This is a genomic window from Glycomyces rhizosphaerae, assembly GCF_042647865.1.
Lineage (GTDB): Bacteria > Actinomycetota > Actinomycetes > Mycobacteriales > Micromonosporaceae > Glycomyces > Glycomyces rhizosphaerae.
Window position 1 is genome coordinate 422,764 of record NZ_JBHRWO010000021.1, and the last position, 21,530, is coordinate 444,293.

Genomic DNA, 21,530 nt, shown 5'->3' on the forward strand with positions numbered 1-21,530 from the left:
GGCCTCAATAGTTCTGCCACTCGGATTCGACCCGGTCCAGGATCACCGGGTGCATGAGGGTCGAGGGTTCCATGTCCATGCGGGCCCGGTCGGGCGCGAAGACCTGGGCGGCTTCGATGAGTTCGGGGGTGAGGGAGCGGAACGGCCCGACCGAGGTGTCGAGGCCGAGGGCCGGGGCTTCGCCGTCCGCCTGGACGAGATGGTAGCCCCAGTCGCCGAAGCTGGGCACGCTCACCCAGTACGGGCTCGTCGCGTGTCCGGCCGCTTCGAGTGTGGCACTGATGGTCCAGAACGTCTTGGGCGCGAAGTAGGGCGACCCGCTCTGGACGACCATCCTGCCGGTGTCATCGAGGTGATCGGTGGCGAGGCCGTAGAACTCGACCGAGTACAGCTTCGCGGTCTCCGTCGCGTCCGGATCGGGCATGTCGACGATGATCGTGTCCCAGGTGCCGGTCTGCTGCCGCAGCCAGGTGAACGCGTCCGCGTTGACGATCTCGACCTTGGGGTCGTTCATCGCGTCGTCGTTGAGCGCCACCAGGTCGTCGAACTCCCGGGCCAGGTCGGTGACGGCGCCGTCGAGGTCGACGAGGGTCACCGTCTCGACGTCGGGGTAGCGCAGGATCTCGCGCACCGCGAGGCCGTCGCCGCCGCCGAGGACCAGGACGTTCTCGTGGGGGCCGTTCATGGCCGGGTGCACGAGCGCCTCGTGGTACCGGTATTCGTCCACTGAGGAGAACTGGAGGTCGCCGTTGAGGTACAGCCGCAGGTCCTGCTCGCCGAACGGCGAGGCCGCCTCGGTCATCACGATCTGCTGGTACCGGCTGTCCTCGCTGTAGACGATCGGGGCCGCGTACAGCGCTTGGCGCGCCTGCGTCTCGAACTTGTCGGTGTAGGCGAAGGCCGCGACCAGGAGGAGCGCCGTCAACGCCGCCACGAGCGTGAGCAGCTGCTTCGCCATTTTGGAAAGGTCGTTCTTGAACAGGATCCAGACCAGCAGCACCCCGGCGACCGCGTTCACCGCGCCCACCAGCAGCGCGCCCTGGATCTGCCCGAAGAACGGCAGCAGGAGGAACGGGAACGCCAGGCCGCCGATGAGCCCGCCCAGGTAGTCGGCCGCGTTGAGGTCCGCGACGGCCGCGCCCGCAGCCTGCTCCCGGATGCGTTGCAGCAGTTCCATGAGCAGCGGGATCTCGGCGCCGATCAGGAGACCGATCGCCGCGGCCACGACCACCAGCGGCAGGCTGTACAGGTTGGTCCACGAGAACGCCGCGTACAGCAGCATCACGCTGAACCCGCCGAGCAGCGCCAGCGCCAGTTCCACGGCGGCGAACGACAGCGCGGGCCAGCGGCGCAGCGGCTTCGCGGCCAACGCCCCCAGCCCCATCGCGAACACCATGACCGCCAGGACGATCGACGCCTGCTTCGCGGTGTTCCCGACCAGGTAGGCGCCCAAGGTGATGAGCGCCAGTTCGTACACGAGGCCGCACGCCGAGACCGCGAACGCGGTGGCGAGCAGGCCGAAGCGCGCCAGGCGGACCCGGCGCGCCGACATCACAGCTCGAGGGGCGACCTCAGTGGTCAAGACAGCGCCATCGCGATGACCCCGCCCAGGGCGACGTGCATCGCCGAGCTGACCCACACGGCCGGGTGGGGTTCCTCGTCGACGACGAGCGCGCCCAGTTTCCCGGGGGTGATCACGTCGAGGATGAGGAACGCCACGGCCATGGCGCCGAGGCCGATGACGCCGAAGACGAACGTCGAGATCACGCCGCCGACGAGGTTGCCCTCCGAGGCCCAGATGGCGCCGACCACGATGAGGCCGACACCGAGCAGGTTGGAGGACAACAGGAGTGCGGCGTTGCGGTTGCGCTGGGTCCAGATGAGCTCCCCGAGCTTGCCGGGGGTGAGCCAGTCGACGATGAAGAACCCCAACACCATCAGCACGATGCCGATGACGCTGTAGGCGAGTGCGCCGGCGACGTCGCCCCCGAACCCTCCCAGCTGATTTTCAACCTGTGCGAGCATGATGGGCTGCCTTTCCTTCTCTGGATTGGGTTCGGGCTACTTGCCGGAGCCGGGGCCGCCGCCGCGGAACGGCGAAGGGGGCGAGGACGACCAGCCCCACAGGATGAACACCGAGGAGTAGTGGTTGTAGCCGCTGCGGTAATCGTGCAGCAGGATCTTCGAGCCGCCGTTGTAGGGCGAGACGGCGACGATGTGCTTGGAGTACTGGAGGTAGTAGACGCCGCCCGAGGAGCGCTCCTCGCGGGCCTCGGCGTCGTCGTCGATCTCGTCGGCCACCGTCGCCGGGGACGAGCTCGAGGTGTACGCCTTCCCGCCGCCCTCGTCGAGGTTCGCGGCCCGCGTGTAGTGGTCGCGGATCGTGTCGGTCGGGTTCGAGAAGTTCGTGTTCATCAGGAACACGCCGCCGCAGCACAGGGCGAGCACGACAATGATCGCAGTCCAGTGCTTCCAGTTCAGGCCGCGCGTGGCGGGCGGCGGCGGGGGCTGCTGGTGGTTGCTCATCGGTGGTCCTCGGGTCGTCCTGTCGGGGAGTCGGTTCAGCTTACGGTCGCGCTGCCGCTACCTGGGTACGCCAGTGCCGGTGGCGCTGGTGGAGGCGACGGTGCTGGTCGTGGTCACGACCTCGCCGTACTGCGGGTAGGTGTGGACGGTCCGCCACGACAGCGGCGCCGTACCGGTGACCTCCAGCGCGGTGAGCGCGTCCGGGTCCTCGCCGAACACGCCGACGAGCAGGTCGGGCTCGACGGTGCGCAGCACCGCCCGGTCCCGCAAGGACCGGACCCGCTGGCGCAGTTCGGGAACCGTGAGCTTCTCCACAGTGCACTCGTAGCGGTGCCGCCAGGAGCCGACGCGCTGGCTGAACGCCTCGGGGAGGTCCGGCGCGAGGTCGGTCCGGTAGGCGAGGGTCTCACTGATGAGCCCGTCGGGGGTGGCGACCACGGCCTGGTGGCTGGCGCCGAGCAGCCGCAGCGAGAGCCGCAGCGGCCCGGCGTCGCGCTCGAGCAGGTCGAGGACCGGCATCGACGGGGCGTCGGGCCGGAAGGTGAGCGAGGCGGCCGAGACGTCGGCGTACGGCACCTCGATGTGCGCTATCAGCGTGTGCTCCCTGAAGGGGACGGGGGATCGGAGGGTCAGGCTTCGCTTTGGTGGTAGATCGTGATCTGGTTGCGGTCCAGGGTAAGCCCCTTCGCCACCTCCCACTTGGCGTCGTCCCCGTAGGCCTCGAAGGAGAGCTTCTGCCCCTGCGGCCCGGCGTAGTCGTGGTAGCGCAGCGTGCCGGCGGGCGCCAGGCCCGTCGTCGCCTCGCTGACGTACTTCGCCTTGCCCTTCTCGTCCGACCGGAACGACACGCCCTCGTGACTGAGTTCACGCGGACCGGGCTGGAGGTCGGTGTCGGTGACCTCCTCCCACAGGACGATCTCGATGTCAGGGTCGGCCTCGACCGAGAGCCAGCGCTTGACGCCGGTGCCGGTGTCGAGGAAGTGCTCCGCCCACTGGTAGTCGCCCTCGGAGAGTCGCAGAGTGCCGCGCACGGCGAGGGTCTTGCCGTAGAGTTCGACGAGGTCGGCTGCCTTGATCCGCCGGGGGTCGCCGCGCAGCACGTCGGTGTCGGCGTCGGCGAACGGGTCCACGGGGCCCGGCGGCGGGGCCGGTTCGCTCTTGCGGGAGTTCTTGCGCCACAGCCACCAGCCGGCGAAGACGGCGGCGACGATGAGCAGGATGACGACGAGGGTCATGGCGGTGCCTTCACATGGTGAGTGCGGGATGGTTCCTTGACGTCACTGTACCGCCAACTTGGCAACGGTGGTGTAACCGCCGTGTCACCTGCGAACCCTAAGCTGCCGACTCGGATCCCTAAGATCTAGCCTGTAGACGGCCCACGATGAGGTGGACCGAGTCGATTCGGACTGGAGATCGAGACGTGTTGGCGTTCATCGGCGACGAAGAGTTCCGCGAGACCCTCCCCGACCGGGAGGAACTACTCCAGGAGGCCGCCCGATTGGCCGGCTCCGACGAATCGCTGGCGAGGCTGGTCGAGCTCTACTGGAGTCTCGTGGCCGACGACGACCTCGTCGGACGCAGCGCCCAGCAGCTCTTGGAGACCACCGCCCACCACCGCCGCATGGCCGAGGTCCGCGCCCCCGGCGAAGTCGCCCTGGAACTGGACTGCCCCGAGGACGCCGACGGCCCCGACGCCGCCTCCTCGACCCGCGTCGACATCGTCTGCGACGACTCGCCGTTCCTCGTCGACTCTCTCACCGGCCTGTTCAACAAGCACGGCATCGACATCTCCGTGTTCGTCCACCCCATCGTCCCCGTGCGGCGCGACGACGACGGCGTGCTCCTCGAAGTCCCCGCCGAGGGCCGCACCGAGTCGTGGATGCACATCGAGACCCAGCGCGTCGCCGACACCGACTTCCTCGCCGAGCTCGAAGCGGACATCCGCGAAGTCCTCTCGGACGTCGGCGCGTGCGTCACCGACTGGCAGGCCATGCGCGCCAAGGCCCTCTCGATCGCCGAGGACCTCGACCGCGCCGCCGTCGGCGCCGAAGGCACCACCCCGATCCCGGTGCCGCCCAAAGACATCGACGACACCGTCGAACTGCTGCGCTGGCTCGCCGACGACAAGTTCACGTTCCTGGGGTTCCGCCAGTACAGGCTCGTGGGCGAAGGCGACGACCAGGCGCTCACCCCGCTGGCCGAGACCGGCCTGGGCCTGCTGCGCAAGGCCCCGGCCGCGCCGCGCCCGATCCCGTCGTTCAACGCCGACGCGCGCGCCCAGATCGGCGAGAAGCGCCTGCTCGTGATCACCAAGTCCAACGCCCGCTCCACCGTCCACCGCACGTCCTTCATGGACTACATCGGCGTGAAGACCTTCGGCGCCGACGGCGAACCCGACGGCGAGCTGCGCTTCCTCGGCCTGTTCACCTCCGCCGCATACCTCTCCAGCGTCACCGAACTGCCCGTGGTGAAACGGAAAGTGCAGGACGTGCTCGCCCGCTCCGGCGTGACCCTCTCCTCCCACTCCGGGAAGGACCTGGTCACCGCCCTGGAGACCTACCCGCGGGACGAGCTGTTCCAGGCCCGCACCGACGACCTGTACACCACCGCGATGGGCGTGCTGCGCCTCGCCGGCCGCCGCCGCCTGCGCCTGTTCGCGCGCCGAGACGTATACGGCCGCTTCTACTCCTGCCTCGTCTACCTGCCTCGGGACCGGTACAACACCGAGAACCGCCAGAAGATCGAGGAGATCCTGCGCCGCCGCCTGCACGGCGCCCAGATCGACTACGACGCCCGCGTCACCGAGTCGGTGCTCGCCCGCCTGCACTTCGTCGTGCGCATCGACCCGTTCGCCGACCACCCGCCCGTCGACGTCGAGTCGATCCAGGCCGAACTCGCCGACGCCACCCGCTCCTGGGACGCCGACCTCGTCCTCCAGCTCGACCATCACATCGGCGAAGGCCAGGCCCGCACGCTCGCGAAGGCCTACGCGGGCGCCTACCCGCCCGCGTACAAGGCCGAGCACCCGCCGATCGACGCCGCCAAGGACATCGCGAAGCTCGAGATGCTCCGCGAACGCGGCGACATGGAGCTGCAGCTGTTCCGCCGCCGCGGCGACGACGACGACGTCCACTTCAAGATCTACGCGTTCGAGCAGGCGATCGGCCTCTCCGAAGCGCTGCCGGTGCTGCGCCACCTCGGCGTCAAAGTCTCCGAAGAGCGCCCCTACCACATCAAACGCGACGACGGCACGATCCACCTGCACGACTTCGGGCTCCAACTGCCCGGCCGCGCCGCCGAATCGGTGCCGCAGCTGCGCAACCGCTTCGAGAACGCCTTCCGCGCCGCCTGGACCGGCGAGGCCGAATCCGACCGGTTCAACGAGCTCGTGATCGCCGCCGGCCTCACCTGGCGCCAGGTCGTGGTGCTCCGCGCCCTCGCGAAATACCTGCGCCAGTGCGGGTTCGTGTTCTCCCAGGCGTTCATCGCCTCCACACTGGGCGCCTACCCGTCCATCGCGGCGAACCTGGTGCGGCTCTTCGAAGCCCGCTTCGACCCGCGCGTCGGCGCCGACCGGGAAGCCGCCGTCGCCCGCATCGACGCCTCGCTCGCCGACGGCCTCGCCGCCGTCCCGAACCTCGACGCCGACCGGATCCTCCGCGCCTTCCTCACCCTGATCCGCTCCACCCTGCGGACCTCCTACTTCCAGCGGGCGACCTCAGGACGCCCGAAGGAGTACGTGGCGTTCAAGTTCGACGCCCGCGCCATCGACTTCCTGCCCAAGCCCCGCCCCATGTTCGAAGTGTTCGTGTACTCCCCCCACTTCGAGGGCGTCCACATGCGATACGGGCGGGTCGCCCGCGGCGGCCTGCGCTGGTCCGACCGCAAGGAGGACTTCCGCACCGAGATCCTCGGCCTCGTGAAAGCCCAGGAGGTCAAGAACACCGTCATCACACCGGTGGGCGCCAAGGGCGGGTTCGTGCTCAAACGCAGCGCGTTCGCCGACCGGGCCGAATACCAGGCCGAAGGCGTGGCCCGGTACCGGGAGTTCATCTCCGCACTGCTCGACATCACCGACAACCGCGACGCCGACAACACCGTGGTGCCCCCGCCCAATGTGATCCGCCACGACGGCGACGACCCCTACCTCGTCGTCGCCGCCGACAAGGGCACGGCCACCTTCTCCGACATCGCCAACGCCGTCGCCGCCGAATACGGCTTCTGGCTCGGCGACGCGTTCGCCTCAGGCGGCTCGGTCGGCTACGACCACAAGAAGATGGGCATCACCGCAAGGGGCGCCTGGGAATCCGTCAAACGCCACTTCCGCGCCGAAGGCCTGGACACGCAGACGCAGGACTTCACCGTCGTCGGCATCGGCGACATGGGCGGCGACGTCTTCGGCAACGGCATGCTGCTCTCCGAGCACATCCGGCTCGTCGCCGCGTTCAACCACATGCACATCTTCATCGACCCGAACCCCGTCGCCGCCGCGTCCTTCTCCGAACGCAACCGCCTGTTCAACATGCCGCGCTCGACCTGGGCCGACTACGACCCGACGCTCATCTCCGCGGGCGGCGGCGTGTGGGAACGCTCGGCGAAATCGATCCCCGTCTCCGACGAGGTCCGCACCGCGCTCGGCATCGACGCCGACGTCAAGGACCTCACCCCGCCCGAACTCATCCGCGCGATCCTCACCGCCCCAGTCGATCTGCTCTGGAACGGCGGCATCGGCACCTACGTCAAGGCCACGGTCCAGACCGACGCGGACGCGGGGGACAAGGCCAACGACGCCGTGCGCGTCAACGGCGAGCAGCTGCGCTGCCGGGTCATCGGCGAGGGCGGCAACCTCGGCTTCACCCAGCTCGGCCGCATCGAGTACGCGCTGGCCGGCGGCCCCGAAGACGTCGGCGGCCGCTGCAACACCGACTTCATCGACAACTCGGCCGGAGTGGACACTTCGGACCACGAAGTGAACATCAAGATCCTGCTGCGCTCGGCCGCGCTCACCGGACGCGTCGACCCCGGCAGCCGCGACCGGCTGTTCATGGACATGGCCGACGACGTCGCCGACGCGGTGCTCGCGGACAACTACGGCCAGAACATGGCCCTGGCCAACGCCCGACGCCTCGGCACCCGCCTCCTGCCCGTCCACATCAGACTGATGAAGCACCTGGAGAAGACCGTCGGCCTCGACCGCGAGATCGAGGGCCTGCCGACCGACAAGCAGCTCAAGGAACGCACCACCACCGGGACTGCGCTCACCGAACCCGAACTCTCCGTGCTGCTCTCGTACGTGAAGATCTGGGCCAAGCGCGCCGTGCTCGACTCCGGCCTGCCCGACGAGGACTGGACCACGCCGGTCCTGCGCGAGTACTTCCCCGCGCCGCTGCGCGAACCGTACGCCGACCTCATGGACGACCACCCGCTGCGCCGCGAGATCATCACCACCGCGGTCGTGGGCGAGGCCGTGAACCGCGCCGGCACCACGTTCCTGTTCCGCATCGCCGACGAGACCGGCGCCGACGTCGTGGACGTCGTCCGCGCCTACGTGATCATCCGCGACGCCTTCGGCCTGCCGGGCCTGTGGCGGCGCATCGAGGCGCTCGACAACCAGGTGCCGCAGGACGCGCAGATCGCGGGCATGCTGGTGATCCGCAGGCTCCTCGACCGGGGCGTGCGCTGGCTCGTGCAGCACCGGCGCGGGACGTTGGACGTGTCCGCCGAGACCGAGCGGCTGCGCCCGGGGCTCGCGGTGCTGCAGCCGCGGCTGCCGGAGCTGCTGACCGATTCAGAGGCGGTCGGGTTCGAGCGGTTCTGCGAACAGCTGGAGGAGCAGGGCATGCCCGCCGAGATCGCGCGGGACGCTTCGGCGCCGATCTTCGGATTCGGCCTGGTCGACGTGGTGGAGTGCGCCCGGGTGAACGACACCGACCTGGAGCAGACGGCGGAGGTCTACTACGGGATCGCGGCGCGGGTGCACCTCGACGAGATCCTCAACGAGATCTCGGCGCTGCCGCGCACGAACCGGTGGCAGACGCTCGCGCGCTCGGCGCTGCGCTACGACCTGTACGGGGCGATGGCGGGCCTGACCGCCAGTGTGCTGCAGGCGAAGCCGGGCACGGACCCGGCCGAGGCGGTCGACTCGTGGGCCGAGCGGAACGCCGCCGAGATCGAGCGCATCCATGAGGCGACGGATGAGGCCGAGCGATCGGACGAGAAGCTCGCGGTCCTGTCGGTGTCGCTGCGCCAGATCCGAGGCCTGGTCGAAACCGACGGCGAATGACGTTGGCGGCCGGGGGTTTCGCGGGCAGGGGCCGAGGCCCTGAGCGCCGTATCGCAGGCCCCCGGTCAAAACCCTGACATGGGGGTACGACAGTTTGGTCCCGACCGTGAGCCGGGCCATAATGGCCGGCGGTTGATGGGCAGGGACTGAGACCTCGAAGGCCGTATCGCAGGCCCGGCCCTGGCGAAGCTTGCGAGCCGTCAATTGGCACGGTCAAAACCCTGACATAGGGTCTGACATTTTCGTCCGGTCGGCTTCGGTCGGCCGGGCCGTGGTGGATCGTTCGAGTGGTCTGCTGGGCGTTTACCGATCACCCGTTCGGCTTTCGCGCGCTAGCTGGAGTCGTGCCCTGTGGGGCCCCGTGGATAATGTGGGCTCGGAGGAGAAGGAAGTACGAATGCCGAAGAGCCACACCCCCGGGGTGCCGAAACTGCTGCGCGTCCTGAACGATCAGGCCGCGCTCAAACTCCTGCTGGAGGACGGCCCCCAGACCCGCGCCCAGCTCGCCGAGCGCACCTCGATGTCCAAGGTCACCGCCTCGCAGATGATGGAGCGACTCCAGTCCCGCGGCCTCGTCGAAGTCGTCGGCTCCAAGTCCGGCGGGCGCGGCCCCAACGCGTCGCTGTATGCCGCCGTGCCGACCTTCACGTACGTCGTCGGCGTCGAAGTCGGGCCCGTGACCACCAAGGCGGCCTGCGCCGACTTCACCGGACGCATCGTCGGCCGCGCCGAGATCGACGTCGAGAACTCGACCGACCCGGTGGCCGTGGTCCGCCGCGTCGTCACCGACTCCGTCGCCGACGCCGGCGTCGAGATGGCCAAGGTGCAGCGGATCGTCCTCGGCACTCCCGGCGTCATCGACCCCGCCAGCGGCGACATCGGCTTCTCCTGGAACCTCCCGGCCTGGCACCGCGGCCTGCGCACCGCATTGGACGAGGAGTTCACTCCCGCCGTCACCATCGAGAACGACGTCAACCTCGCGTGCCTCGCGGAGCAGCGCTCCGGCGGCGCGGGCGGGGCCACGGACTTCGTGTACGCCTGGTTCGGCGGCGGCCTCGGCCTCGGCGTCATCCTCAACGGCCAGCTCTACCGCGGCGCCAGCGGCGCGGCCGGCGAGATCGGGTTCCTTCCCGTGCCCGGCGGCGAACTGCCCACCGGCGGCGTCGTCACCCGTCTCTCCAAGGGCTCCTACCAGCGCGTCATCGGCGGCGACGCGGTGATCGACATCGGCACGAAGCACGGCTTCGAAGCCACCGAACCCGAAGACGTCCTCACCGCGGCCATCGCCGCCGGCCCGGACGGCGCGGCCTGCCTCGACGAGATCGCGCGCGGCATCGCCCTCGGCATCGTCGCCGTCTGCGTCCTCCTCGACCCCACTGTGGTCGTCCTCGGCGGCCCCGTCGGCTACTCGGGCGGGCTCGAACTCGCCGGACGCGTCGCCGCCCAGACCTCCCAGCTCGCCCCGGTCAACCCCTCGGTGGTCGCAGGCTCGGTCACGGACGAACCGGTCATGCGCGGCGCGATCCTCCACGGACTCGACGCCGTCCGCGAAAGCCTCCTCGACTGACCGCCGCGGCGCCGCCCGCGTCGAAACACTCGCTTCGATTGAGTGCCGCGGTGACGCATGCTGTCGCTTCGCCCGCCTTCGCCCTCCCAGAGGCGCAACGTCGCCCGCGCTCGCCATTAGCACGACGCAGCACCGCCCGCGGATCGCCGCGGGCGGTGCTGCGTCTACTCACGCTTCACTCAGACAGTGATATGTCACGCGGCACGCATCACGCACCACCACTTTCGAACGGCTCCAACGGGTTCAATCGCTGGAACGCAGTGGCATATCACGCGTCACGCGCTACCGCGCCTAGGCGGCTACGACACGTCGCGCCGCTGGAACGCCCAGGTCGCCAAGGCCGCGAAGGCGAGCACGATCCCGCCCAGCAGCAGCCCGGCCTCACTCGAGGTGATCACCATGATCTCCGGCTGCTGCGCGTACATGTCGCTCCAGTCCTCCAGCTCGATCTTCCCGTCGATCCACGCGGTCACCCACGTGTACAGCGACAAGCGCTCAGAGAACGGCATCTGCATCGCCATGCCCGCGAACCGCACCAGCATGTCGCCGACGATGAGATAGCCGGCGATGATGCCGCCCGAGATCGCGGTGTGCCGCCCCAGCATCGCAAGCGACGCACCGAGCACGGTCATGCCGACCGACAGCAGTCCGGCGCGCGCGAACTTCGGCAGGTTCTCGTCCCACCACGCCGAGTTCAACTCACCGATCTCGCCGCGGGCGGCCGCGGTCACGTACAGCAACCCGAAAGCGAGCCCCAGCAGCACGATCACCGCCGCCGCGCACACCACGGAGGCCGCGCCGAGCTTCGCGCCCCACACCTTCAACCGGTTCGGGTGCCACAGCAGCAGGTTCGACAACCCGCCGCTCGACCACTCGGCGCCGATCGCCGAGGACCCGAGCATCATCATGATCAGGCCCGCGATGATCACCACGCCGATGAGGATCAGCGGGCTCTCGTCGGCGAACACGAACGTGTAAGTCCAGATGAGGTCCTCGGCGGTCCACATGCCGAACATGTCGGCGCAGAGCTCCTCGTGGGTCATGTCCTCGTAGTACGGCTCGCCTTCGATCCAGCTGTACTCCTCGGATTCGAAGTACGCCTCGTCGTCGACGCATTCGTCGTAGTCGTAGTTCTCCTCGTTCATCCGGTCCGCCTCGGCCTGCGCCTCAGCGAGCTCGGCCTCCGTCGGGCCCTTGCTCGAGGTGAACCAGAAGACCCCGGCCAGCACCAGCAGCCCCGCCGCGGCGATGATGCCGAAGACCAGCGACAGGCGGCGGCGCGCGATGCGCCGCAGTTCGGACTTGAACAGGTTCACCGCTCGGCCCCTTCCGATTCGACCTCGATCGTCATTTCACCGCTGGTGACCGGCACGGGCGGCGCCTGCGGCACCTCGATCGACTGCCCGATCTGGACGGTCTGGCCCGGGACCGGCGCGGTGCCGGTCAACTCCAGGAACACCGACTCCAGGTTCTTCGTCTCGGTCTGCAACTCGGACAGGTAGATCCCCGCGTCCGCGAGCGTCTTCGTCACCCACGCGGGCTCCGGCGCACCCTTGACCACGAGCCGGTCGCGGTCGACCGAGGCCTCCACCGCGGCATTCGCCGCATCGAGCGTCCCCGAAGCCGCCTTGAGCGCCTCGGCCGCCTCCGGCAGCGAAGCCACGTCCGGGAAACGGACGCTCAGGCTCGACTCGCCATGTCCGGCAATGATGTCGGCCACCTTGCCGTCGACGATGCGCCGCCCCCTGGAGACGATCGTCATCGAATCGCACAACTGCTGCACCTCGGAGAGCAGGTGCGAGCTGACGACCACGGTCACGCCCTGGGACTTCGCGAGCCACTGCAGCAGCTCGCGCATGTGGTGGATCCCGGCCGGGTCGAGCCCGTTCGCGGGCTCGTCCAGGATCAACAGCTGCGGCTGCTTCAGCAGCGCCTGCGCGACCGCGAGGCGCTGGCGCATGCCCAGCGAGTAGCCCTTGACGGCACCCTTGGCCGAGTCGCGCAAACCGACCTGCTCCAGGACCTCCTCGACCCGCGCCTTCGAGACGCCCGCGCTCTCGGCGAGCAGCTGAAGCGTCAGACGTCCGGAGAAGTGCTTGAAGAACTGCGGGGACTCGACCACGGCGCCGATCCGCGGGACCACCTCGGGCAGCCGGTGCGGCACCTCCTCGCCGAATATCCGCATGGTCCCGCCGTTGACGCGGATGAGGCCGAGCAGGGCCCGCAGGGTCGTGGTCTTGCCGGAGCCGTTGGGGCCCAGGAAACCGTGCACCTGGCCCGCGGTGACCTCCATGTCGAGGCCGTCCAATGCGTTGTGCGGCTGACGGAAGGCCCTCGAATAGGTCTTCCTCAACCCCGATATCTCGATGATGGGGGGCATGTGCTCATTCCAGTTAGGAGGAAATCGGTCGGGGTGACCGGCCGCTTACGCGGCGCGCCGGGACGTTTCCCGTATGCGGGACGCCTTCGGCGTTTCTTGTTCAGACGCCGCCGGACGCGGCGCCGTTGCACGATCCGGAGATCCGCGCTGGGGACGCGGGCGGGTCGTTCGTCCGTGTGTCGTACTCCCGCCGCCGAGGGCCGCCCGCGACCGTTCGTCCGGGGCCCGTGGTTTCATTGACCCGTGGCTCAGTCTGAACGCGTCCTCGACCTGTCCGGCGTCACCGTCCGACGCGGCGGCAACCAGCTCCTCGACGGTGTCGACTGGCAAGTCGACGCCGACCAGCGGTGGGTCGTCCTCGGCCCCAACGGCGCCGGGAAGACGACGCTGCTCAACCTAGCGGCCGCGCGCAACCACCCCACTTCCGGCGTGGTGGAGATCCTCGGCGAGCGCCTCGGACGCGTCGACGTGTTCGAACTGCGGCCCCGCATCGGCCTGACCACCACGCAGGTCGCCGACGCGATCCCGAACGACGAGAAGTCCTTCGACGTGGTGCGGACCGCCGCGTGGGGCATGATGGGCCGCTGGCGCGAGGAGTACGACCCTCAGGACGACGAGCGCGCCGCCTCGCTGCTGCGCTGGCTCGGCGTCGCACAGCTCGCCGACAGGCTCTTCGGGACGCTCTCAGAGGGCGAGCGCAAGCGCGTGCTCATCGCCCGGGCGCTCATGACCGACCCCGAGCTGCTGCTGCTCGACGAGCCGGCGGCCGGACTCGACCTGGGCGCACGCGAAGCGCTGGTCGCGACCCTCGCCGGTCTCGCGCGAGACGAGGCCGCCCCGGCCCTGGTGCTGGTGACACACCACGTGGAGGAGATCCCGCCCGGGTTCACGCACGCGATGGTCCTCTCGGGCGGCGGCGTGATCGCCGCGGGCCCGATCGAGGAGGCGCTGACCTCGGAGACCCTCTCCAAGGCCTTCGGCCTCCCGCTCACCCTCACCGCGAACGGCAGCCGCTTCACCGCCACCGCGGCCTGACCCACCAGGCGTGAACCGCGCCACCCTCGCCCCGAATCCGGACGAAACTGTCGGACTCGAGCGTCAGGGTTTCGACCGTGCCAATTTACGGCTCGCAAGCTTCGCCGAAGCCGGGCCCGAAACACGGCCCTCAGCGGCTCGGCTCCTGCCCTCGTTTTCACCTGCCGGAGGCTGCGCTCACACGCGCAGCGTTCGCCGGGCCTGGGCGTCCTCGGTTAGGCTGACTCGGTGAGATTTCGGTGGTGGCGATCGACGGTTGTGACGGCCGTCGCCGTTTTCGCGCTCGTTTACCTCGTCGGCCTGACCCGCCTCGGCGAGGCCGAGGCCGATCAGCTCCAAGCGGTCCCCGTCCTCGCCGCCGATCCGGCCGGCGAGCTCGCCGCCCTGCGCGCCGACGCCCCCGTCCCCGGCGACGACCCCGCCGCCGCCCTCGAAACGGCCCTCGCCGACCCCGCGACCGCCGCCTCCCTCGTCGCCGCCGAACCCACCGCCGACTCCGGCGAGCTCGGCGCCGCGCTCGCCTCGCTCTACGACGCCGGCGGCGGCCTCGACCCGCTCGAAGTCAACGACTTCTTCACCGACCTCGGCGAGGACGCCACCGCGTGGCTCGCCGTCCTCTACCCCTCGGTCGTCGCCGAGATGCCCGGCGCCCCCTTCGACGCCCGCATCACCGCGAACAAGCTCATCCTCGAAGCCACCACCGCGACCTCCACCACGTACGACAGCCCCGACCGGCCCTGGACCGACGAAGCCGAGCGCCCCGCCCGCGAGGAGCTCGAAGCGCTGGTCGGCACCGACCGCCAGTTCCTGTACCTCGACCCCTACAACAACAACGGCGACGGCTCCTGGATCGAGGTCGTCGGCGACCTCGACACCGCCGAGAACGTCGCCGTCCTCGTCCCCGGCGGCTCCGCCGTGCTCTCCAGCGAGAACTTCGAGCTCTACTACAACCGCGCGAAATCCTTTGTGGATGCCGCCGACGGCGAGCTCGCGATCGTCGTCTGGGCCGCCGCCTCCTGGCCCTCCGGCTGGATCGAGGAGTCCTGGGCCTCCTGGTCGCAGGTCGCCGCCGAGAGCCTCGCGTCCTTCACCACCGACCTGCGGTCCCAGATCGGCGAGGACACCCCGCTGACCCTCGCCGGCCACTCATACGGCGGCGCGGTCATCGGCTACGCCGAGACCTACGACGTCGAGGCCGACCAGGTCCTCCACATCGCCTCGGCCGGCATGGGCAACGACGTCTACAGCCCGGAGGACTACACCGAGCCCTGCCGGCCCCGCTACTCCATCACCGGGCCCGGCGACCCGATCTCCTACGTCCAGGGCATGCCCTACGTGCCGCTCCTCGGCCACGGCGCCGACCCCGACGACTTCCCCGGCAACCGGAACCTGGTCACCGGCTACCTCTCGGACGCGCCCGACGCCGTCGACGACTACGGCCTGAGCCTCGCCGACCAGGGCCTCTCCGGCAAAGCCGTCGAAGGGGTCCACTCGCACTCGGAGATCTTCTACCCCGAGTCCGACGCCTGGAACAACATCTTCAAGGTCCTCATGAACGAGACCCCCGAGCTCGCCGACGAGCAGCCCGAAGCCTACGAGGGCTGCTCCTAAACGCCGCCCGGGCAAGCGAAACGGGCGCGACCCAAAGGCCGCGCCCGCCAAGTCAAACGCTCGCTACTCGCTTTCGAGCAGCAGTCCCAGGTGCTTCTCGACCACCGGCATGGCTTCTTCCACGGTGACCTCGCGGCCCAGCTCCTGCGACAGGCTCGTGACATCGGCGTCGGTGATCGCGCACGGCGCGATCCGCTCCCAGTAGCTCATGTCCGGGTTGCAGTTGAGCGCGAAGCCGTGCATGGTCGTCGCCCACCGCACCCGCACGCCGATCGCGCAGATCTTCCGCTCCGGGCCCTTGTCGTCCGCCGGGAGCCACACGCCGGTGCGGTCGTGCATCCGGCCCCGCGCCGAGGCCACCCCGAACTCGTGGCAGACCGCCGCGATCGCGTCCTCGACCCGCCGCACATAGCCGACGATGTCGGTCTTCTTGCGCAGCTTGATGATCGGATAGCCCACGATCTGCCCCGGCCCGTGCCAGGTGATCTGCCCGCCGCGGTCGACGGTGACGACCGGCGTGCCGTCCTGCGGCAGCGCCCACGTCTCGGTGCGCCTCCCGGCGGTGTACACGCTCGGATGCTGGAGGAGCAGCACGGTATCGCCGATCTCGTCGTCGATCCGCCGCTGCTGCAGTTCCTTCTGGTAGTCCCAGGCCTCCTGGTAGTCCACCAGGCCGCGCCGTTCGACGGTGATCTTCCCGCCTGCGACGCTCGCGATTCCCACGGTTGCGGTCATGGATCGACCCTAATCCTCCGAGCGCCCCCGCGGCCACCGGACGCCGTATGCGTCACCGTTGTTCCATCGAAGCGTCGTACCCGTTATGCGCAGGTCGTTCTTTATGATGCTGTTACTTAATTGCCGACTAGTTGCGGCTCTGGCCGCCCCGCTAACCGCGCGTGAGCTGTCACACTACTATTTCCAGGTACTCAAGACAATCCGCTCGCCCCGCAGCAGTCGAGGGTTGCACACGACAACAGGGACACGAATGGAATCAACGCAGCCGAAGGCTCCGATGGTCAGCATCTCCGGTGTGAACAAGCACTTCGGAGACCTCCACGCGCTCAAGGACATCGACCTGACCGTGGAGGACGGCGAGGTGGTGGTCCTCATCGGACCCTCCGGCTCCGGCAAGTCCACCCTGTGCCGCACGATCAACCGGCTCGAGACCGTCGATTCCGGTGACATCACCGTGGGCGGCAAGCCCCTCCCGGCCGAGGGTCGGGCGCTCGCCCACCTGCGCGCCGACGTCGGCATGGTCTTCCAGCACTTCAACCTCTTCGCGCACCTCACGGTGCTGCAGAACATCACGCTCGGCCCGATCAAGGTCCGCCGCGTGCCCAAGGCCAAGGCCGACGCCCGCGCCCGCCAGCTCCTGGAGCGCGTGGGCCTGACCGGCAAGGCCGACGTCTACCCCTCGCAGCTCTCCGGCGGCCAGCAGCAGCGCGTGGCCATCGCCCGCGGCCTGGCCATGGACCCGAAGCTCATGATGTTCGACGAGCCGACCTCCGCGCTGGACCCCGAGATGATCAACGAGGTCCTCGACGTCATGCAGGACCTCGCCCGCGAGGGCATGACGATGGTCGTCGTCACCCACGAGATGGGCTTCGCGCGCCGCGCGGCCAACCGGGTCGTGTTCATGGCCGAAGGCCAGATCGTCGAGACCGCGACGCCCGACGAGTTCTTCGACAACCCGCAGACCGAGCGCGCCCAGGACTTCCTGTCCAAGGTCATGAGCCACTAAAGCAACTGCACCACACCACCACACAGTTCGCCCCCTTGAGGAAAGGAAACATCATGCGCATGTTCCGTAGGAGCGCGGTAGCGGCCATGGCTGCCGTGGCGTTGTCGCTGGCAGCTTGTTCCGGTGAAGCGAGTCAGGACCAGGAGGAGCAGGAGGAGCTCAAGGAGTCCGTCGGCGATTACTCGCTGGAGCAGGCCACCGAGATCCCGGACGGCCTGATCAAGACGATCCAGGACAAGGGCCAGATCGTCGTCGGCGTCAAGTACGACCAGCCGCTCATCGGCCAGATGAACACCGCGACCGACAAGGTCGAGGGCTTCGACGCCGAGATGGCTCGTCTGCTGACGCAGTACATCTTCGGCTCCGTGGACGAGGAGGGCGACGACGCGAACCTGAAGTTCGTCGAGACCACCTCCCAGAACCGCGAGACCTACATCAACGACGGCACCGTCGACGTGGTCATCGCGTCCTACTCGATGTACCCCGAGCGCCTGGAGTCCTTCGACTTCGCCGGTCCGTACTTCAACACCGGCCAGAACGTCATGGTCCAGGCCTCGAACACCGACATCAACTCGGTGGCCGACCTCGCGGGCAAGGACGTCTGCATCGCCGAGGGCTCGGGTTCGATCGAGAACCTGGAACTGGAGAACCCGGAAGCCAAGATCACGCCGCTCGCGGACTACGCGGCCTGCGCCCAGGCGCTGGAGAACGGCCAGACCGACGCGGTCAGCACCGACGAGACCATCCTCTACGGATTCACCGTCGACAAGCCCGACGCTTACCGCGTCCTGGAGTCCTCGAACATCTTCACCGAAGAGCCCTACGGCGTCGGCATGAAGCTCGGCGAGACCGACGCCCGCCTGTTCATCGACGACATGATCGATGAAATCACCGCCAACGGCGACTGGCAGAAGGCCTTCGACCTGACCTTCGGCGCCGCCGGCATGCCGATGCCGGAGACGCTGCCGGTCCCGGACCGCTACGAAGCCAAGTAACCCGTAGCCCGATACCGTTCGGTAGGCCGGCGGCGGCCGCTGAAGCAGCCGCCGCCGGCCGCCCTATGGAGGAGTCCGCTTGTTCGACAATTTCGACCTCATGGTCGCGGCCCTTGGTGCGGGAGCATGGACCACGGTCTGGGTCACCCTCACCAGCTTCACCATCGCCCTCATCATCGGCATGGTCCTCGTGGTCATGCACGTCAGCCCCGCACTGCCCGCGCGCTGGGCGGCGAACGCCTACACGCAGCTGTTCCGGAACGTGCCGCTCCTGGCCGTCCTGTTCATCATGTACTTCGGCCTCCCCAGCATCGGGATCGTCGCCGACAACTGGGTCTGGGCCCTGCTCGGCCTCGGCATGTACACCGGCGCGTTCGTCGGTGAGACCCTGCGCTCGGGCATCAACTCGATCCCCCTCGGCCAGGCGGAGGCCGCCCGATCGATCGGACTCACGTTCAGCCAGTCGCTGGGCGGCGTGATCCTGCCGCAGGCGATCCGCGCCGTCATCCCTCCGCTCGGGTCGCTCCTGATCGCCCTGGTCAAGAACAGCGCGCTCGTGCTCGCCATCGGCGTCGCCGAACTGACCGCCCAGTCGCGGCGGCTCATCGAGGACAACGAGAGCCGGTTCGACCTCTGGGGGGTCATCATCGGCGTGACCGTCAGCTACCTGCTGATCGCCTTCGTCCTCAGCTACCTGGTGCGGTTCGTCGAACGACGCACCGCCTTCGTCCGATGAGAGCGGGTGACTCATGAGCCGACAGAACGAGAGCACAGTCCTGTTCGACGCGCTCGGCCCCAAAGGGCGGCGCAACTCGAACATCGCATCCATCATCTCCGCGGTGGTCATCCTCGGATTCCTGGCCTTCGCGGCGGTGCAGCTCGCCGCCAAGGACTTCTTCGAAGCCAGCCGGTGGGCCAACCCGCTGGACGTCCTCGTCGTCGAGACGACCTGGATCCCGGCGATCATCGACACCCTCACCGCGTTCGTGCTCGGCTCGATCGGCGCGCTCTTCCTGGGCACCGTCATCGGCTTCGGACGGATCTCGCGGTTCGCGGCGACCCGCTGGGCGTCGACCTTGTACGTGCAGTTCTTCCGGTCCCTGCCGCTGGTGCTGCTGATCTGGATCTCCTTCACGATCGACGGGCATCTCGGGTTCACCACCGACCAGCTCGGCTGGAGCAACGAGGCCCGGCGCCTCACGTTCCTCGTTGTGGGCCTTTCGGTCTACAACGGCGCCGTGCTCGCCGAGATCCTGCGCGCGGGCGTGAACGCCCTGCCCTCGGGCCAGGCGATGGCCGGTTACGCCGTCGGCCTGACCCACGGCCAGGTGCAGCGCCTCGTGGTGCTGCCGCAGGTGCTCCGGAACATGCTTCCGGCGGTGCTCGCACAGCTGGTGATCCTCCTGAAGGACACCTCGCTGGGCTACGTGATCACGTACCCCGAGCTGCTGCACTCGGCGAAGATCATCGGCAACGACTACGGCAATTCGTTCCTGCAGGCGCTCGTCATCGCCGCGCTCATCTACTTCGTACTCGCGTACATCCTCTCGAAGCTGGTGGTCCTGGCCGAGCGGAAGCTGCGGAAGAAGACCGCGGCTCCGGCCAAGGCGGTCCAGCAGATCGAGAAGTCGGTGGCGATCGCCGAGTAGCACGTCATATATCACGCATCACGCATTACCGAGGGCCCCGTCGCCGCACCGCGACGGGGCCCTCGCCGTGCACCCGCCGGTCTCCACCGAGGAACCGGTCGGTATGAGGCGCAATCACATTCGGGCCCTGCTACCCTCCTCTTGAAATCAACAACCATTTTCAATTGGTGGGGGACCACAGGAATGAAACTCGCCTTCGTCGGCAAGGGCGGCTCCGGCAAGACCACGTTGGCCTCACTGTTCGCGCGCCGCGCGGCCGCGCTCGGCCACCCGGTCATGGCCGTCGACGCCGACATCAACCAGCACCTGGCCGCCGCCCTCGGGCTCGACGCGGAGGCCGCGGCGATGGGCCCGGTCCTCGGGGAGCACCTGGGCGACATCAAGGACTACCTGCGCGGGACCAACCCGCTCATCCCGTCCGCCGACCTCATGCTCAAGACCACGCCGCCCGGGCCCGGCTCGCGCCTGCTCACCGTGGGCGAGTCGAACCCGGTCTTCGACGCGCTCTTCACCGAGCACGAGGGCATCCGCTTCGCCGCCACCGGCGGCTTCGTCGACGACGACCTCGGCGTCTCCTGCTACCACTCCAAAGTGGGCGCGGTCGAGCTGCTGCTCAACCACCTCGTCGACGGCACCGACGAGTTCGTCGTCGTCGACATGGTGGCCGGGGCCGAGGCCTTCGCCTCCGGCATGTTCACCCGCTTCGACCACACCTTCCTGGTGTGCGAGCCGACCCTGCGCAGCGTCGGGGTCTACAAGCAGTACATCGGCTACGCCGAGGACTACGACGTGCGGATCGCCGTGATCGGCAACAAGATCGACGATCGGGACGACGTCGCGTTCCTGCGCGAGCACGTCGGCGACGCCCTCATCGGCTGGTGCGGGCGCTCCAAGTACGTCAAGGCCGCCGAACGCGGCAGCGTCGGTCCCGTCGACGCTCTCGAACCGGAGAACCTCGCCGTCCTCGACGCCGCCCGCCAGAGCGCCGTCGCCGGGGGCAAGGACTGGGCGAAGTTCACCCGCCAAGCCCACGACTTCCACCGCAAGGCCGCCCTGGCCTGGGGGAACGACCGCGCCGGGGTGGACCTCGCCGACCAGATCGTGCCCGATTACGTCCTCGGGGAGCACCTGCTCCGCGCACAACACGTCTGAGCACCGCACAGCGCCGTGCGGTGCGCTCTGGACGGCTCGTGCTCGGGGACCCCTCTGCGTCGATTACCTGACAGCGGAGGGTCACCGGGACCGAGCACAATGAACCGATTCGAACCGAGAGGAGAACGCATGTCCCTTGACGTCTCTGAAGACCTGCTGCACAAGGCCGAGGCGGGAGAGGTCGGCGACGCCGACTTCATCGACTGCGTGAAGCAGTCGCTGCCGTTCGCGTGGGAGCTCATCGCGAAGGTCGTGAACGACCTGAAGAACGGGGTCGTCTCGTCGAGCGGCTCGACGCAGTTCGCCGACAACACCACGCCGCCGCCGGACGAGCAGGCCCGCGGGCAGCTGCTGCGCGTCCTGGCCTCGGACTCGATGCGCGGCGCGCTGGAGCGCCACTACGGTGTGAAGCTCGCCTTCCAGAACTGCCACCGGATCGCGGCGTTCCCCGTGTCGGAGGTCGACTCGGACACGTACCGCAAGTTCATCTCCCCGCGCGGGCAGCTGCTCAACCAGTCGCCGGAGCTGCGCGACTGCTGAGCCTTCGGGCACGGACCGGAAGGGCCGGCGGGACGAGTGTCCCGCCGGCCC

General features: G+C 68.7%; 18 protein-coding genes. 10 read left to right on the plus strand and 8 right to left on the minus strand.

What is annotated here, in order from left to right; translation table 11 throughout:
- Positions 1-4: 4 nt before the first annotated feature.
- Genes ACFO8M_RS22310 through ACFO8M_RS22330 form a run of 5 tightly spaced genes read right to left on the minus strand, consistent with a single transcriptional unit; the run spans position 5 to position 3,761 of the window.
- Positions 5-1,552 carry a polyamine aminopropyltransferase gene (locus ACFO8M_RS22310; protein WP_387980780.1) on the minus strand — a complete coding sequence of 516 codons (1,548 nt, stop codon included), beginning with the start codon at positions 1,550-1,552 and terminating at the stop codon, positions 5-7.
- Between the two features lie 26 nt (positions 1,553-1,578).
- Positions 1,579-2,025, minus strand: coding sequence for a DUF350 domain-containing protein (locus ACFO8M_RS22315; RefSeq protein ID WP_387979722.1), 447 nt, complete (start codon positions 2,023-2,025; stop codon positions 1,579-1,581).
- Positions 2,026-2,061: 36 nt separating this feature from the next.
- Positions 2,062-2,526 (minus strand): DUF4247 domain-containing protein, encoded by a 465-nt coding sequence (locus ACFO8M_RS22320; protein ID WP_387979724.1) that lies wholly within the window; start codon positions 2,524-2,526, stop codon positions 2,062-2,064.
- A 57-nt stretch (positions 2,527-2,583) separates the two neighbouring features.
- On the minus strand, positions 2,584-3,102 hold the full coding sequence (locus tag ACFO8M_RS22325; protein ID WP_387979725.1) for a DUF2617 family protein: 519 nt from the start codon (positions 3,100-3,102) through the stop codon (positions 2,584-2,586).
- A gap of 53 nt (positions 3,103-3,155) precedes the next feature.
- Complete coding sequence (locus ACFO8M_RS22330; RefSeq protein ID WP_387979726.1) at positions 3,156-3,761, minus strand: DUF4178 domain-containing protein; 606 nt, start codon at positions 3,759-3,761, stop codon at positions 3,156-3,158.
- A gap of 185 nt (positions 3,762-3,946) precedes the next feature.
- On the opposite strand from ACFO8M_RS22330, the gene ACFO8M_RS22335 reads away from it, so the two are divergent.
- Both ACFO8M_RS22335 and ACFO8M_RS22340 read left to right on the plus strand, forming a co-directional pair.
- Positions 3,947-8,809 (plus strand): NAD-glutamate dehydrogenase, encoded by a 4,863-nt coding sequence (locus ACFO8M_RS22335; RefSeq protein WP_387979728.1) that lies wholly within the window; start codon positions 3,947-3,949, stop codon positions 8,807-8,809.
- 397 nt (positions 8,810-9,206) lie between these two features.
- Positions 9,207-10,376, plus strand: coding sequence for an ROK family transcriptional regulator (locus ACFO8M_RS22340; RefSeq protein ID WP_387979730.1), 1,170 nt, complete (start codon positions 9,207-9,209; stop codon positions 10,374-10,376).
- 299 nt (positions 10,377-10,675) lie between these two features.
- Here the strand turns inward: ACFO8M_RS22340 and ACFO8M_RS22345 are convergent, their stop codons facing one another.
- Together ACFO8M_RS22345 and ACFO8M_RS22350 are read right to left on the minus strand one after the other, a co-directional pair.
- Positions 10,676-11,692 (minus strand): ABC transporter permease subunit, encoded by a 1,017-nt coding sequence (locus ACFO8M_RS22345; protein ID WP_387979732.1) that lies wholly within the window; start codon positions 11,690-11,692, stop codon positions 10,676-10,678.
- Entirely contained in the window at positions 11,689-12,756 is a 1,068-nt protein-coding gene (locus ACFO8M_RS22350; protein ID WP_387979734.1) for an ABC transporter ATP-binding protein, read from the minus strand. The genes ACFO8M_RS22345 and ACFO8M_RS22350 overlap by 4 nt, the downstream gene beginning before the upstream one ends.
- A gap of 243 nt (positions 12,757-12,999) precedes the next feature.
- Here ACFO8M_RS22350 and ACFO8M_RS22355 point away from each other — a divergent pair, with 243 nt between their 5' ends.
- On the plus strand, positions 13,000-13,791 hold the full coding sequence (locus ACFO8M_RS22355; RefSeq protein WP_387979736.1) for an ABC transporter ATP-binding protein: 792 nt from the start codon (positions 13,000-13,002) through the stop codon (positions 13,789-13,791).
- A gap of 228 nt (positions 13,792-14,019) precedes the next feature.
- A complete protein-coding gene (locus tag ACFO8M_RS22360; protein WP_387979738.1) occupies positions 14,020-15,402 on the plus strand; it encodes an alpha/beta hydrolase in 1,383 nt (460 codons plus the stop codon).
- A 63-nt stretch (positions 15,403-15,465) separates the two neighbouring features.
- On the opposite strand, the gene lipB is transcribed toward ACFO8M_RS22360, so the two are convergent.
- Positions 15,466-16,137: a lipoyl(octanoyl) transferase LipB gene (lipB, locus tag ACFO8M_RS22365; protein ID WP_387979740.1), complete on the minus strand. Its 672-nt coding sequence runs from the start codon at positions 16,135-16,137 to the stop codon at positions 15,466-15,468.
- 250 nt (positions 16,138-16,387) lie between these two features.
- Here lipB and ACFO8M_RS22370 point away from each other — a divergent pair, with 250 nt between their 5' ends.
- The 6 genes from ACFO8M_RS22370 (at position 16,388) to ACFO8M_RS22395 (ending at position 21,479) form a co-directional block, all read left to right on the plus strand.
- The gene (locus ACFO8M_RS22370) at positions 16,388-17,143 is read left to right on the plus strand and encodes an amino acid ABC transporter ATP-binding protein (protein WP_387979742.1); all 756 of its coding nucleotides are present in this window, start codon (positions 16,388-16,390) and stop codon (positions 17,141-17,143) included.
- Between the two features lie 53 nt (positions 17,144-17,196).
- Positions 17,197-18,138 carry a glutamate ABC transporter substrate-binding protein gene (locus ACFO8M_RS22375; RefSeq protein ID WP_387979744.1) on the plus strand — a complete coding sequence of 314 codons (942 nt, stop codon included), beginning with the start codon at positions 17,197-17,199 and terminating at the stop codon, positions 18,136-18,138.
- A gap of 79 nt (positions 18,139-18,217) precedes the next feature.
- Entirely contained in the window at positions 18,218-18,874 is a 657-nt protein-coding gene (locus ACFO8M_RS22380) for an amino acid ABC transporter permease (protein ID WP_387979746.1), read from the plus strand.
- Between the two features lie 13 nt (positions 18,875-18,887).
- Positions 18,888-19,787, plus strand: a complete 900-nt coding sequence (locus ACFO8M_RS22385) for an amino acid ABC transporter permease (protein ID WP_387979748.1) — start codon at positions 18,888-18,890, stop codon at positions 19,785-19,787.
- A 183-nt stretch (positions 19,788-19,970) separates the two neighbouring features.
- The gene (locus tag ACFO8M_RS22390) at positions 19,971-20,939 is read left to right on the plus strand and encodes an ATP-binding protein (RefSeq protein ID WP_387979750.1); all 969 of its coding nucleotides are present in this window, start codon (positions 19,971-19,973) and stop codon (positions 20,937-20,939) included.
- A gap of 129 nt (positions 20,940-21,068) precedes the next feature.
- Positions 21,069-21,479 (plus strand): SCO5389 family protein, encoded by a 411-nt coding sequence (locus tag ACFO8M_RS22395; protein WP_387979752.1) that lies wholly within the window; start codon positions 21,069-21,071, stop codon positions 21,477-21,479.
- The last annotated feature ends 51 nt before the right edge of the window (positions 21,480-21,530 follow it).